The organism is Azospirillum sp. NS33 (assembly GCF_059703765.1).
In genome coordinates this window covers 162,346-175,990 of the sequence record NZ_BAAKJB010000003.1, presented here as the reverse complement: position 1 = coordinate 175,990, position 13,645 = coordinate 162,346, and the positions used below count along the sequence as shown (strand labels likewise).

Annotated in this window: 11 protein-coding genes; 8 read left to right on the top strand and 3 right to left on the bottom strand. The window is 72.2% G+C overall.

The window, feature by feature from the left end; all coding sequences use genetic code 11:
• Nucleotides 1-25 precede the first annotated feature (25 nt).
• The 8 genes from AC6H2I_RS04735 to AC6H2I_RS04700 all read left to right on the top strand — a co-directional run bounded on the left by AC6H2I_RS04735 (nucleotide 26) and on the right by AC6H2I_RS04700 (nucleotide 9,033).
• Nucleotides 26-364, top strand: a complete 339-nt coding sequence (locus tag AC6H2I_RS04735; RefSeq protein ID WP_497499421.1) for a sarcosine oxidase subunit delta — start codon at nucleotides 26-28, stop codon at nucleotides 362-364.
• On the top strand, nucleotides 364-3,390 hold the full coding sequence (locus tag AC6H2I_RS04730; RefSeq protein WP_497499420.1) for a sarcosine oxidase subunit alpha family protein: 3,027 nt from the start codon (nucleotides 364-366) through the stop codon (nucleotides 3,388-3,390). The genes AC6H2I_RS04735 and AC6H2I_RS04730 overlap by 1 nt, the downstream gene beginning before the upstream one ends.
• Entirely contained in the window at nucleotides 3,383-3,988 is a 606-nt protein-coding gene (locus AC6H2I_RS04725) for a sarcosine oxidase subunit gamma (RefSeq protein WP_497499419.1), read from the top strand. Before AC6H2I_RS04730 ends, AC6H2I_RS04725 begins: the two co-directional genes overlap by 8 nt.
• Before the next feature lie 29 nt (nucleotides 3,989-4,017).
• On the top strand, nucleotides 4,018-5,397 hold the full coding sequence (locus tag AC6H2I_RS04720) for an L-serine ammonia-lyase (protein ID WP_497499418.1): 1,380 nt from the start codon (nucleotides 4,018-4,020) through the stop codon (nucleotides 5,395-5,397).
• A 43-nt stretch (nucleotides 5,398-5,440) separates the two neighbouring features.
• Nucleotides 5,441-6,772 carry a serine hydroxymethyltransferase gene (gene glyA / locus AC6H2I_RS04715; RefSeq protein ID WP_497499417.1) on the top strand — a complete coding sequence of 444 codons (1,332 nt, stop codon included), beginning with the start codon at nucleotides 5,441-5,443 and terminating at the stop codon, nucleotides 6,770-6,772.
• A 282-nt stretch (nucleotides 6,773-7,054) separates the two neighbouring features.
• A complete protein-coding gene (gene kduI / locus AC6H2I_RS04710; RefSeq protein ID WP_497499416.1) occupies nucleotides 7,055-7,891 on the top strand; it encodes a 5-dehydro-4-deoxy-D-glucuronate isomerase in 837 nt (278 codons plus the stop codon).
• Nucleotides 7,892-7,925: 34 nt separating this feature from the next.
• Nucleotides 7,926-8,684: a 2-dehydro-3-deoxy-D-gluconate 5-dehydrogenase KduD gene (gene kduD / locus AC6H2I_RS04705; RefSeq protein ID WP_497499415.1), complete on the top strand. Its 759-nt coding sequence runs from the start codon at nucleotides 7,926-7,928 to the stop codon at nucleotides 8,682-8,684.
• A gap of 13 nt (nucleotides 8,685-8,697) precedes the next feature.
• On the top strand, nucleotides 8,698-9,033 hold the full coding sequence (locus AC6H2I_RS04700; protein WP_497499414.1) for a cupin domain-containing protein: 336 nt from the start codon (nucleotides 8,698-8,700) through the stop codon (nucleotides 9,031-9,033).
• Between the two features lie 70 nt (nucleotides 9,034-9,103).
• Here the strand turns inward: AC6H2I_RS04700 and AC6H2I_RS04695 are convergent, their stop codons facing one another.
• The 3 genes from AC6H2I_RS04695 to AC6H2I_RS04685 form a co-directional block, all read right to left on the bottom strand.
• Nucleotides 9,104-10,177 carry an aldose epimerase family protein gene (locus AC6H2I_RS04695; RefSeq protein WP_497499413.1) on the bottom strand — a complete coding sequence of 358 codons (1,074 nt, stop codon included), beginning with the start codon at nucleotides 10,175-10,177 and terminating at the stop codon, nucleotides 9,104-9,106.
• A 107-nt stretch (nucleotides 10,178-10,284) separates the two neighbouring features.
• Nucleotides 10,285-11,379: a LacI family DNA-binding transcriptional regulator gene (locus AC6H2I_RS04690; protein WP_497499412.1), complete on the bottom strand. Its 1,095-nt coding sequence runs from the start codon at nucleotides 11,377-11,379 to the stop codon at nucleotides 10,285-10,287.
• 46 nt (nucleotides 11,380-11,425) lie between these two features.
• Nucleotides 11,426-13,600, bottom strand: a complete 2,175-nt coding sequence (locus tag AC6H2I_RS04685) for a methyl-accepting chemotaxis protein (protein WP_497499411.1) — start codon at nucleotides 13,598-13,600, stop codon at nucleotides 11,426-11,428.
• Nucleotides 13,601-13,645: the final 45 nt, after the last annotated feature.

Here is a 13,645-nt window from a genome sequence, read left to right as displayed (position 1 = left end):
CCGCAAGACGCCCGAGGACACCGCCATGCTGCTGATCCCCTGCCCCTGGTGCGGCCCCCGCGACGAAACCGAGTTCTGCTGCGGTGGCGAGGCGCACCGGGTCCGACCGGCCGACCCTGCGGCGCTGAGCGACGCGCAGTGGGCCGACTTCCTGTTCATGCGGCGCAACCCCAAGGGCACCCACCGCGAGCGCTGGGTGCACAGCCACGGCTGCCGCCGCTGGTTCAACGTGGAGCGCCACACCGTGACCCACGCCATCCTGCGGGTCTACACCGGCGACGGCACGACCGCCGCGCCGGCCACCGCGCCCGAGCCGGCGCCCGAACCGGCGCTGGCGCTGGCCGCCGAGCAGGGGGGACGGTGATGGCCGCGTCCAGCCACCGCACCGCCACGGGCGGGCGCATCGACCGCTCCCGCCCGATCGGCTTCACCTTCAACGGCACGCGCTATCAGGGGTACGCCGGCGACACGCTGGCCTCGGCCCTGCTGGCCAACGGGGTCGCCCTGGTCGGCCGCGGCTTCAAGTACCACCGGCCGCGCGGCATCCTGTCGGCCGGCTCGGAGGAGCCGTCGGCGCTGGTGCAGCTCGGCACCGGTGCCACCACCGAGCCCAACATCCGTGCCACCCAGGTCGAGCTCTGCGACGGCCTCGTCGCCGCGAGCCAGAACTGCTGGCCCAGCGTCGAGACCGACGTCGGCGCGATCAACGACCTGCTCGGCAAGGTCTTCGTCGCCGGCTTCTACTACAAGACCTTCATGCACCCGCGCAGCCTGTGGATGCGGGTCTACGAGCCGCTGATCCGCCGCGCCGCCGGCCTCGGCAAGGCACCGCGGGAGGTCGATCCCGACACCTACGACAAGATGCACGCCCATTGCGACGTGCTGGTGGTGGGGGCCGGTCCGGCCGGGCTGGCCGCCGCCCTGTCGGCGGCCCGCAGCGGGGCGCGGGTGATCCTGGCCGACGAGCAGAACGAGTTCGGCGGCTCCCTGCTGGGCCAGGGCGAGACCCTGGACGGCAAGCCCGCCGCCGCGTGGGTCGCGGCGGCGGTGGCCGAGCTGGCCGCCCACCCGGAGGTGCGGCTGCTGCCACGCACCACGGTCAGCGGCTACTACGACCACAACTACCTGATCATGGCCGAGCGGCGGACCGACCACCTGCCGCGCGCCGCGGCCCGTGCGGCCGGCGTCTCGCGCCAGCGCCTGTGGAAGGTACGGGCCAAGCGGGTGGTGCTGGCGACCGGCGCCCACGAGCGCCCGCTGGTGTTCGCCGACAACGACCGGCCCGGCGTCATGCTGGCCGGCGCCGTGCGCACCTACGTCAACCGCTACGCCGCCCTGCCCGGCCGCACCGCGGTGGTGCTGACCAACAACGACAGCGCCTACGCCGCCGCGCTGGACATGGCCGGCGCCGGCATCGCCGTGGCCGCCATTGTCGACCTGCGCGAGCAGGCCGACGGCGCCCTGCCGGCCGAGGCCCGCCGCCGCGGCCTGCGGATCATCACCGGCAGCGCGGTGGTCGCCACCCGCGGCACCAAGCGGGTGTCCGGGGTCGAGGTGATGGCGCTGTCCGCGGACGGCGGCGCCGTGACGGGACCCGCCACCGCCATCGCCTGCGACCTCGTCGCCATGTCGGGCGGCTGGAACCCGTCGGTCCACCTCCACTCCCAGTCGACGGCCAAGGTGGTCTGGGACGCGGCCCGCGCCTGCTTCGTGCCCGGCACGCCGGTCCAGGCGGAGCGCTCGGCCGGGGCCTGCAAGGGCACCTTCGACCTGCCCGGCTGCCTGGCCGAGGGGGCCGCGGCCGGGGCCGAGGCGGCGCTGCTGGCCGGCTTCGGCGACGGGTCGCCGGCGGCCGTGCCGGCGGCGACCGCCGCCGCGGAGGCGCCCTTGCGCCCGGTGTGGGTCGTCCCCTCGACCAAGCCGCTGGGCCACGGCAAGGCCAAGCACTTCGTCGACCACCAGAACGACGTGACGGCGGCCGACGTGCTGCTGGCGTCGCGCGAAGGCTACCAGTCGGTGGAGCACCTGAAGCGCTACACCACCACCGGCATGGGCACCGACCAGGGCAAGACCTCCAACGTCAACGCGCTGGCCATCCTGGCCGCCTCGCTGGCCAGCCCGATCCCCCAGGTCGGCACCACCACCTTCCGCCCGCCCTACACGCCGGTGACCTACGGCACGCTCGCCGGGCGCGACATCGGCGCGCTGGCCGATCCCGCCCGCCTGACGCCCATGCACCCCTGGCACCTCGAGGCCGGCGCGGTGTTCGAGGATGTCGGCCAATGGAAGCGCCCGCGCTACTTCCCGCGCGGGTCGGAGACCATGGACGCGGCGGTGGCCCGGGAATGCCGCGCCGTGCGCTCCGCGGTCGGCGTGCTCGACGCCTCGACCCTGGGTAAGATCGACATCCAGGGTCCGGACGCGGCGGAGTTCCTGAACCGCATGTACACCAACGCCTGGCTGAAGCTCGAGCCCGGGCGCTGCCGTTATGGAGTGATGTGCAAGGAGGACGGGATGGTGATGGACGACGGCGTGACCACGCGCCTCGGCCCCAACCACTTCCTGATGACCACCACCACCGGCAACGCCGCCAAGGTGCTGGACTGGCTGGAGGAGTACCTGCAGACCGAGTGGCCGCACCTCAAGGTCTACCTGACCTCGGTCACCGAGCACTGGGCCACCGCCTCGATCGCCGGGCCGAAGGCGCGCGACGTGGTCCGCGCCCTGATGCCCGACCTCGACCTCGACCCCAAGGCGTTCCCCTTCATGGCCATGAAGGAGGGCACCGCCGCCGGCATCCCGGCGCGGGTGTTCCGCATCAGCTTCACCGGCGAGCTGTCCTACGAGATCAACGTGCCGGCGCAGCACGGCCTGGCCCTGTGGCGGGCGCTGATGGCGGCGGGCGAGGCGCACGGCATCACCGCCTACGGCACCGAGACCATGCACGTGCTGCGCGCCGAGAAGGGCTACATCATCGTCGGCCAGGAGACCGACGGCACCGTCACCCCGCAGGATCTCGGCATGGACTGGATCGTGTCGAAGCAGAAGCCCGACTTCGTCGGCAAGCGCTCGTTCCGGCGCAGCGACACGGCGCGCGGCGACCGCAAGCGGCTGGTCGGCCTGGTCACGCAGGACCCGGCCGAGCTGCTGCCGGAAGGGGCGCAGATCACCGCCGTCCCTGGCGGCACGGCGCCGATCCCCATGCTGGGCCACGTCACCTCCAGCTACCGCTGCGAGACGCTGGGCCGCTCCATCGCGCTGGCCCTGATCAAGAACGGGCCGGAACTGGCCGGCCAGACCGTCTACGCGCCGCTGGGTGGCCGGACGGTGGCCTGCACCGTCACCAGCCCGGTCTTCTATGACACCGAAGGAGTGCGCCTCCATGGCTAGCGCCCTGGTCCGCGCGGGCGCCGTCGCCCGCATCGCCGCCGCCCACGACGCGCCGCCGGCGCTGCCGGCGGGCACCCTGGCGCTGGTCGAGCTCATGCCGCCCGGCCAGATCAACCTGCGCGGCGATCCGGCCGACCCGCGCTTCGCCCGCGCCGTCGGCGGCGTGCTCGACTGCGTGCTGCCGCTGACCGCCAACACCGTGCAGGCGGTGGGCGAGGTCACGGTGCTGTGGCTCGGTCCCGACGAGTGGCTGGTGCTGACCGCACCAGGCGCCGAGGCGGCGCTGGTCGGGCGTCTGCGGGCGGCGCTGGGCGACCTGCACGCCGCGGTCACCGACGTCACCGGCAACCGCGCCCTGTTCCGCCTGTCCGGCCCGATGGCGCGGGAAACCCTGTTGAAGGGCTGCAGCCTCGACCTCCACCCCCGCGGCTTCCGTCCCGGCCAGTGCGCCCAGACGCTGCTGGGACGGGCCGGGGTGATCCTGCGCCAGGTCGACGAGGCGCCGACCTACGACCTCCTGCCCCGCCGCTCCTTCGGCGAGTACGTGTGGGGGTGGCTGGCCGACGCCATGGCGGAATACGGCGGCCGCACCGCCTGACCGCCGACCATCCCGGGAAAGCAACGGCCATGACCGTCAGCGTCTTCGACATCTTCAAGATCGGCATCGGGCCGTCGAGCTCCCACACCGTCGGCCCGATGAAGGCCGCCGCCGGCTTCGTGGCCGAGCTGGCGGGACGCGGCACCCTCGACCGGGTGCGCCGGGTGGTGGTGGAGCTCTACGGCTCGCTGGCCCTGACCGGGCCGGGCCACGGCACCGACCGCGCCGTCCTGCTCGGCCTGATGGGGGCGTGGCCGGAGACGGTGGACCCCGACGGGGTGGCGGCGCAGGCCGAGCGGGTGCGCGCCACCGGCGCCATCCGGCTGGGCGACCGCCACGTCGTCGGCTTCGACGCGGCGCGCGACCTGCTGCTGCACCGCGGCGAGACCCTGCCGGGCCACCCCAACGGCCTGCGCTTCTCCGCGTTCGACGGCGAGGGCGGGCTGATCGACGCCCGGGTCTGCTATTCGGTCGGGGGCGGCTTCGTGGTGACGGAGGAGGAGCTGTTCCGCAACGAGCCGGCGCCGGACGGCCCGTCGGTCCCGTATGATTTCGCCAGCGGCGAGGAGCTGCTGCGCCTGGCGCGCGAGCGCGGCATGACCATCGCCGCCCTGGTCCGCGCCAACGAGCGGGTGGCGCGCGGCGAGGCGGAGCTGGAGGCCGGCCTGCGCGCCATCTGGCACGCCATGAAGGCGTGCGTCGCCCGCGGCCTGACCCAGGACGGCGTGCTGCCCGGCGCGTTCAAGGTGCGCCGGCGCGCCGCCGCGCTCCACCGCGACCTCACCGGCCGGGCCGAGGCGATGCTGCGCGACCCCCTGGCGGTGATGGACTGGATCAGCATGTACGCCATCGCCGTCAACGAGGAGAACGCCGCCGGCGGCCGGGTCGTCACCGCGCCGACCAACGGGGCGGCCGGCATCGTCCCGGCGGTGCTCCACTACTACGACCGCTTCTGCCACGGCGCCAGCGAGCAGGGGGTCTTCGATTTCCTGCTGACGGCCACGGCCATCGGCTCGCTCTACAAGAAGAACGCGTCGATCTCCGGCGCCGAGGTCGGCTGCCAGGGCGAGGTGGGGGTGGCCTGCTCGATGGCCGCCGCCGGCCTGGCGGCCGCCCTGGGGGCCACCCCGGAGCAGGTGGAGAACGCCGCGGAGATCGGCATGGAGCACAACCTGGGCCTGACCTGCGACCCGGTCGGCGGCCTGGTGCAGATCCCCTGCATCGAGCGCAACGCCGTCGGCGCGGTGAAGGCGATCAACGCCGCGCGCCTCGCCCTGCGCAGCGACGGCGTCCACCACGTCTCGCTGGACAAGGTCATCAAGACCATGCGCGAGACCGGCGCCGACATGCAGTCGAAATACAAGGAAACCTCGCTGGGCGGCCTGGCCGTCAACCTCGTCGAATGCTGACCCGCGGGGCCTGAGCCCCGCCCTGCCCCATCCGGAGACCACCATGACCGTCCTCGACGCCCCCCGCCCCGGCACCGCCGGCGGCGCCGCCTCCCTTGCGGCCTCTCCGCTGGCCGCCCCGCTGGCCGCCCAGGATCAAGCCGTCTTCGCCGCCATCGGCCGCGAACTGCACCGCCAGCAGGACCAGATCGAGCTGATCGCGTCCGAGAACCTGGTCTCCCCGGCCGTGCTGCAGGCCCAGGGCTCGGTGCTGACCAACAAATACGCCGAAGGCTATCCCGGCCGGCGCTACTACGGCGGCTGCGAGTTCGTCGACGAGGTGGAGCAACTCGCCATCGACCGGGTGCGGGAGCTGTTCGGCTGCGCCTACGCCAACGTCCAGCCCCATTCCGGCGCCCAGGCCAACCAGGCCGTGTTCATGGCGCTCTTGAAGCCGGGCGACACCATCCTCGGCATGTCGCTCGCCGCCGGCGGCCACCTCACCCACGGCGCACCGCCGAACCAGTCGGGCAAGTGGTTCAACGCCATCGGCTACGGCGTGCGCGAGGAGGACGGCCTCATCGACTACGACGCCGTGGAGCGGCTGGCGCACGAGCACCGGCCGAAGCTGATCGTGGCCGGCGGCTCGGCCTATCCGCGGCGCATCGACTTCGCCCGCTTCCGCGCCATCGCCGACGCGGTGGGCGCCTGGCTGCTGGTCGACATGGCCCACTACGCCGGGCTGATCGCCGGCGGCGTCTATCCCAGCCCGCTGCCCCACGCCCATGTGGTGACCACCACCACCCACAAGACCCTGCGCGGGCCCCGCGGCGGCGTCGTCCTGTCGAACGACCCGGAGCTGGGCAAGAAGATCAATTCCGCCGTCTTCCCCGGCCTGCAGGGCGGACCGCTGATGCACGTCATCGCCGCCAAGGCCGTGGCCTTCGGCGAGGCGCTGGAACCGGCCTTCAAGGACTACGCCCAGGCCGTTCTGGACAACGCCCGCACCCTGGCCGGCCGCCTGAAGGAGGGCGGCTTCGCCATCGTGTCCGGCGGCACCGACAGCCACATCGTGCTGGTCGACCTGCGCCCCAAGGGGCTGACCGGCAAGGACGCCGAGGCCAGTCTGGAGCGCGCCGGCATGACCTGCAACAAGAACGGCGTCCCCTTCGACCCGCAGAAGCCGACGGTGACCTCCGGCGTGCGCCTGGGCTCCCCGGTCGGCACGGCGCGCGGCTTCGGCACGGCTGAGTTCGCCCGCATCGGCGACCTGATCACCGAGGTGCTCGACGGGCTGGCCGCCGGCGACGCCGACGGCAACGCCGCGGTGGAGGAGCGGGCGCGCGCGGAGGTGCGGGCGCTGTGCCGGCGCTTCCCGGTCTACGCCGGACTGTAAAGGACCATTGATACGATCGGGGGGCGGCCCGGCCGCCCCCCGCATGGGGTGTGTGGTCGGCGGGCGGTGCGCCGTGCCGACCGCCGGCGCCCGGCGGCGCGCACCGCCCGCGGGTGAAGAAGAGCTTGCGTCCGTTGCTGATATATTAGTATACTCCGGACCAATGGACCGTTCGACAGCGGTGCTGAAGGGCCGGGCCGGACGTGGGCCGCCGGCCTCGCACCCGGCCCTGCGCTCTTCCCTCCGGTTCGCCGGCATCCACGACCCCGCGAGGACACCCCGATGAAGATCACCGTCCGCCACGCCGCCCATCCCGACGATGCCCGCGGCTACGACACCGAGACGCTGCGCCGGCACTTCCTGGTCCCGACCCTGTTCGAGGCCGACGACATCGTCCTCACCTACAGCCACGTCGATCGTTTCGTGGTCGGCGGCGCGATGCCGGTGGCCGGCCCGCTGACGCTGGATTCGGCGAAGGCGATCGGGACGACCACCTTCCTGGAACGGCGCGAGCTGGGCGTCATCAACGTCGGCGGCCCGGGCCGCGTCACCGTCGACGGCGCGGTGTTCGACCTGGCCCCGCGCGACTGCCTCTATGTGACGATGGGAAGCGCGGACGTGCGCTTCGAGAGCCTCGACCGCCGCACCCCGGCCAAGTTCTACCTGAACAGCGCGCCCGCCCACGCCCGCTTCGAGACCCTGCAGATCTCCGCCGACCGCGCCAAGCAGGTCCACCTCGGCGACCCGGCGCAGTCGAACGAACGGACCATCTTCCAGATGATCCACCCCGACGTCTGCCGCACCGCCCAGCTCGTCATGGGCATGACGGTGCTGAAGCCGAACAACATGTGGAACACCATGCCGTGCCACACCCATGAGCGGCGCTGCGAGGTCTACTTCTACTTCGACCTGCCGGAGAGCGCCCGGGTCTTCCACCTCATGGGCGAGCCGGCCGAGACGCGCCACATCGTCGTGGCGAACGAACAGGCGGTGATCAGCCCGAGCTGGTCGATCCACAGCGGCGTCGGCACCCACAACTACACCTTCATCTGGGCCATGGCCGGCGACAACCAGGACTTCACCGACATGGACTTCGTCGCCATGGACGCCCTGCGCTGACCCGGCGGCCCGCCCCGCTCACGAGGACACCGACATGACCCACCCCTTCGATCTGTCCGGCAAGGTGGCTCTGGTCACCGGCGCCAACACCGGCATCGGCCAGGCCATCGCCGTGGCCCTGGCCGAGGCCGGCGCCGACATCGCCGCCGTCGACATCGCCTCGCTGGACGACACCAAGGCCCGGGTGACCGCGGCCGGACGGCGCTTCCACGCCCTGTCGGCCGACCTCACCTCCATCGCCCCGGTCGCCGGGCTGGTCGAGGCGACGGTGGCCACCCTGGGCGGCCTGGACATCCTGGTGAACAACGCCGGGACGATCCGCCGCGCCGATTCCGTCGACTTCTCGGAAGCCGACTGGGACCTGGTGATGAACATCAACCTCAAGACCCTGTTCTTCCTCTGCCAGGCCTTCGGCCGCACCGCCATCGGCCAGGGCCGCAAGGGCAAGATCATCAACATCGCCTCCATGCTGTCCTTCCAGGGCGGCATCCGCGTCCCCTCCTACACCGCCTCCAAGAGCGGCGTGGCCGGCATCACCAAGCTGCTGGCCTGCGAGTGGGCGGGCAAGGGCATCAACGTCAACGCCATCGCCCCGGGCTACGTCGCCACCAACAACACCGCCGCCCTGCGCGCCGACGAGCAGCGCAGCGCCGAGATCCTCGGCCGCATCCCGGCCGGGCGGTGGAGCGAGCCCGCCGACCTCGGCGGACCGGCGGTGTTCCTCGCCTCCGAGGCGTCCGACTACATCCACGGAACCATCCTGCCGGTCGACGGCGGATGGCTCGCACGCTGAGGAGACGAGAGTGATGGCAACCGACGTGTTCCTCCTGGACGAGGCGGTCGACTGGCAGGATCTGGGCGGCGGCGTGCGCCGCAAGATCCTCGGCCACAACGACGCCATGATGATGGTGCGGGTGGCGTTCGAGACCGGCGCCATCGGCCGCCTGCACCGCCACCCGCACGTCCAGTGCGCGGTGGTGGAGAAGGGCGCCTTCGACGTGACCATCGACGGCCGCACCCGGCGGCTCGCCACCGGAGACGGCTACATGGTGCCGTCCAACGTCGAGCACGGGGTCGTGGCCTTGGAGCCCGGCGTTCTGCTCGACATCTTCACGCCCTGCCGCGAGGACTTCCTGGCGTGACGGGACCGCAACGAGGCGCCGCCCCGGTGAGCACCGGGGCGGCGACGTCGTTCCGGGACCAGCGGACGGTTCAGGCCACGCCGAAGCGGTAGACGATCCGGCCCGTGTACCACTGCCCCGGACGCAGCACCGTCGACGGGAAGGACGGCACGTTGACCGAATTTGGGAAACGCGACGGCTCGGCGCAGAAGGCGCTGTGCTTGTGGTAGAGGGTGCCGCCCTTGCCGAGGTCGCGCGGCGCCTGCCCCTCCAGGAAGTTGCCGGTGTAGAGTTGCAGGCCGGGCTCGGTGGAGAGCACCTCCAGGGTGCGGCCGCTGCCGGGATGGACGATGCGGGCGTGCAGGCCCAGGGCGCCGGCCGGCTTGTCCACCGCGTAGTGGAGGTCGTAGCCCTTGCCGAGCGCCAGCATCGGGTGCGGCGTCGCGATGCGCGCACCAAACGCCGCCGGGCTGCGGAAGTCCAGCGGCGTGCCGGCCACGTCCACCATCGCCCCCGTCGGCACCGCCGTCTCGTCCAGCGCCAGGTAGCGGCCGGCGTTGACGGTCGCCACGTGGTCGAGGATGCTCGCCCCGAGATCGCCGGAGAGATTGAAGAAGGTGTGATCGGTGAAGTTGGCGACGGTCGCCCGGTCCGCCGCCACCGCGGTCCAGGAGATGGACAGCGCGTTGTCCTCGTCCACGGCGTAGACGAGGCGGACCGGCAGGGTGCCGGGGAAACCCTCCTCGCCGTCCTGGAAGACGTAGGCCAGCTCCAGGCTCGCGGCGTCGAGCGGCCGGGCGTCGAAGACCCGGAAGCGGGACCCGCGCGTGCCACCGTGCAGGGTGTTGGGCGGTGCGTTCACCGCCGTCCGGTGCTCCACGCCGTCCAGCGTGAAGCGGCCCTGGCCGATGCGGCCGCAGTAACGCCCGATGAACGAGCCCATGGAGGGCTGGCCGTTCGCCACCTGGTCGATCGTCTCATACCCCTGAACCACGTCGCCCAGCGTGCCGCTGCGGTCGGGCACCAGGACCTGCTCGATCTTGGCGCCGTAATTGGTGATCCGCACCACCATCCCGTTGCCGTTTCGCAAGGTGAACAGGCCAACCGGCTTCCCGTCGATCGTTGCAGCGAAATCGCCGCTCTTCAGTTCCGTAAATCCACTCATGCCCCACCCCGCTTTCAACTCAAGAATTGTTTTAACAGATCTCTATGATATCGAAATACAGGCAGAACAGTCATTTGGTTTTGCCGGCCATTTTGACGCAGACATTGTCAGGTCTTGGCGTCGCCCGTGTCACGAACGCGGCGCGTGCTGTTGCGGATCACCAGCTCGCATTCGAGGTTGTGGTGTCCGGGTGGCGCCGCGGTGCCGCCCAGCCGCGCCAGGATCTGGGAGGCGGCGAGACGGCCGATCTCCCGCTGCGGCGGCCGGACCGTGCTGAGGGGCGGCTGGCAGGCGCTGCTGAAGGTCAGATCGCCGAATCCGACCACCGCCAGGTTCTCCGGGACCCGCAGTCCCCGGCGGCCGGCCTCGAACAGCACGCCGAGGGCCAGCACGTCGTTGGAGCAGACCACGCCGTCGATGTCGGGATGGCGGTCCAGCATCTCGTCGATCAGCCAGATGCCCACCGGCGTGGAGGCCGCGTCGGGGGCGGTGAAGGCGATCGGTTCGTGCAGCCCGCGCCGGCGCACCTCGTCGGCGTAGCCGTCGGTGCGGCTGCGCACGCGGATGTCCTGGTGCACCGCGGCGCCGATGTAGGCGATCTTGCCCGCGCCCTGATCGTAGAGATGGCTGGCCTGGCGCCGCCCCACCTCGAAATGGGAGAAGCCGACGCTGAGGTCCACCGCCTCGTCCGCGGTCGTCGGCATGTCCCACATCTCGACGACCGGGACGCCGGACGAACGCAGCATCGCCCGGGCGCGCCCGGTGTGCTGAAGGCCGGTGACCACGATCGCCGCCGGCGACCAGGCGAGGAAGGCGCGGATCAGCTCCTCCTCCCCCTCGGGGCTGAAGTCGCTGACGCCCAGCAGCGTCTGGTAGCGCGCGCTCTGGAACAGGCTCTGCAACGTGTTGTAGGTCTCGGCGAAGAAGGAGTTGACGATCGAGGGCAGGATCACCGCGACCGTCCGGCTTTGCGCCGCGGCGAGGCTGCCGGCCACCAGGTTGGGGACATAGCCCAGCTCGTCGATCACCCGGCGCACCCGGTCGGCGAGATGCGGCGACACCGACTCCGGGCGCCGGAAGAACAGCGACACCGTGCTCGCCGAGACGCCGGCGGCGGTCGCCACGTCGGCCATGGTCAGACGCCTGGTCGCCCGCCGGGCCCGCTTGCGCGACGCCTGGGCGGGAGGCGGAGCATGGGTCATGAGCAACACTCCCGTTGGACGACCGCATCAAAGCCGGGCCGGCCGGTCAGCTCGCCCGCACCCGTGCCAGGAAGTCCGAGACCTCCCGGCTCAACCCGTTGGCCCCGTCGGCCAGCGCGTTCGCCTTGGCCAGCAGGGTGCGCGCCGCCGCACCGCTGCTGTCCGCCGCCGACCGCACGCCGCCGATGTTGGTGGACACCTCGGCCGTGCCGACCGAGGCCTGCTGGACGCTGCGGGCGATCTCCCGCGTTGCCGCGCTTTGCTCGTCCGCGGCGGTGGCGATGCTGGCACCGATCGTGCCCACCCGGGTCACGACCTGGACCACGGCCTGGATCTTGTGAACGGCGTCGCCGGTGGCGCTCTGGATCGTTGCCGCCTGCGCGGCGATGTCTCCGGTGGCCCGGGCCGTCTGGTTTGCCAGCGCCTTGACCTCGCTGGCGACGACGGCGAAGCCCTTGCCGGCCTCGCCGGCCCGCGCCGCCTCGATGGTGGCGTTCAACGCCAGCAGGTTGGTCTGCGAGGCGATCTCGTTGATCAGCTCCACCACCCGGCCGATGCTCTCCACGGTCCCGGCCAGCCCCTCGATCTGGCCGTTGGCCCCGCGTGCGAGCTGCATCGCCTCCTCGGCCACCGCGGTGGACGTGGTGATCTGGCGGGTGATCTCCTCGATCGAGCCGGAGAGCTGTTCGGCCGCGGCCGCGACCGTTTCCACGCTGGCGGAGGTCTCCTGGGTGACGGTCGAGACCGCCGTCGCCAGGCGGTCGGTTTCCGCGGCGCTGTCGAACATCGCGGCGGCGCTTGCCTTCATCTCCGTGGCGTCGGCCACGAAGCGCCGCACGACGGCACCGACCGAGCCTTCGAAGGAGGCGGCCATCTCGTCGAGCGCCCGGTGCCGCTCCGCCGCCGCCTGATGCGCCAGCTCGACCTGCTCCGCCTCCAGGCGCCGCTTCTCCAGCGCGTTCTCGCGGAACACCTGCACCGTCCTCGCCATCGCGGTGATCTCGTCGCGGCCGTCGGTCGCGACGGCGACCGACAGATCGCCGTCGGCCATCCGCACCATCGCGTCCTGCAGGGCGAGCAGGCGCCGCACGACCATCCGCCGCACCAGGATCAGGATCACCAGCACCGACAGCGCGGCGCTGACCAGCCCGACCGCCAGCTGGACCACCGTGCCGTTGGCCAGCACGCGCTCGGTGTCACGGGTCGACCGGGCGATGCTGTCCTGCTGGGCGTCGACCAGCGTGCCGACCATCCCCATCAGGCGCTGCGACGCGGCCAGGTTCTCGGCAACGAGACGGCCCTGCTCCTGGACCAGGCCCAACTCGGCCGCGCGCGTGGCCACCAGCCCCTGCGGTCCGAGGGTGGCGCCCTGCAGGTCCGCCAGGGCCGGGCGCAGCGCGTCGCGGAGCTTGTCCGGCAACCGCTCCGCCGCGGCCCCCATCAGGGCGAGCCGGCCGCCCAGCTTGGATTCCAGAAGCATCAGCCCCTGATCGTCGCCGATGCCGGCCGCATCCGCCAGGAGGCGGCGCACGGTGCCGACCGCGTCGTCCAGGCCGCGGACCGCCAGCAGCTTCTCCTGCACGCCGAAGAACGCGAGCGCGGCGTCGAGGCGCTCGCGCGCGACGCCGTCCTCGGCCAGGACGCTCCGCCGCAGCGTCTCGGTCTCCGACCCATGCATGGATTTCCAGGGGGCGAGCAGGTCGCCGATGCGCCCCAACCCGCCGGTGGCGCCGCCGAGCAGGGCGTCGCGCCGCAAGGCGAGCTGGATGCGACGGCCCGCGGCCTCGTCCAGTTGGGTGATGTTGGACAACAGCGTGGCCGCGGCGTCGCGGATCGGGGCCACGGCATCCCGTCCGATCGCCTGCTGGCGGTCCAGCCGGGACAGCTCGTCTTCGAACCGGCCGCGCTCCGCGGCGATGCGGCCGGCCAGCTCGCCCCGTTCCTCCGCCGTGGCGATCGTCCCGAAGGCGGGGGCGAGGGTGTCGAGCTGGCTCGCGTGCTGGGCGACGCGCATGGCGCTCAGCGCCGAGGGGACAGACTGGTCGGTGATGGAACGCAGGGTCACGCCGAACGTGGCGTAGCCCGTGACGGCCACCGTCACCGCCACCAGGGTGCAGCCGACCACGGCGCCGACGCCGGTGAGCAGGCGCCCCTGGACACTGCTGAAGAACCGGCGCCGCGGGCTGCGGGGGGGAGACCGGTCGGATGGATCGTTGGGCATGGCGCACTCCTTCGGAGAGGGATCCTCTCGGCGCAGCGTCTTGTT

Coding starts and splice junctions, on each gene's coding strand:
- AC6H2I_RS04735 (WP_497499421.1), top strand. CDS start 26: ATGCTGCTGATCCCCTGCCCCTGGTGCGGCCCCCGCGACGAAACCGAG.
- AC6H2I_RS04730 (WP_497499420.1), top strand. CDS start 364: ATGGCCGCGTCCAGCCACCGCACCGCCACGGGCGGGCGCATCGACCGC.
- AC6H2I_RS04725 (WP_497499419.1), top strand. CDS start 3,383: ATGGCTAGCGCCCTGGTCCGCGCGGGCGCCGTCGCCCGCATCGCCGCC.
- AC6H2I_RS04720 (WP_497499418.1), top strand. CDS start 4,018: ATGACCGTCAGCGTCTTCGACATCTTCAAGATCGGCATCGGGCCGTCG.
- glyA (WP_497499417.1), top strand. CDS start 5,441: ATGACCGTCCTCGACGCCCCCCGCCCCGGCACCGCCGGCGGCGCCGCC.
- kduI (WP_497499416.1), top strand. CDS start 7,055: ATGAAGATCACCGTCCGCCACGCCGCCCATCCCGACGATGCCCGCGGC.
- kduD (WP_497499415.1), top strand. CDS start 7,926: ATGACCCACCCCTTCGATCTGTCCGGCAAGGTGGCTCTGGTCACCGGC.
- AC6H2I_RS04700 (WP_497499414.1), top strand. CDS start 8,698: ATGGCAACCGACGTGTTCCTCCTGGACGAGGCGGTCGACTGGCAGGAT.
- AC6H2I_RS04695 (WP_497499413.1), bottom strand. CDS start 10,177: ATGAGTGGATTTACGGAACTGAAGAGCGGCGATTTCGCTGCAACGATC.
- AC6H2I_RS04690 (WP_497499412.1), bottom strand. CDS start 11,379: ATGACCCATGCTCCGCCTCCCGCCCAGGCGTCGCGCAAGCGGGCCCGG.
- AC6H2I_RS04685 (WP_497499411.1), bottom strand. CDS start 13,600: ATGCCCAACGATCCATCCGACCGGTCTCCCCCCCGCAGCCCGCGGCGC.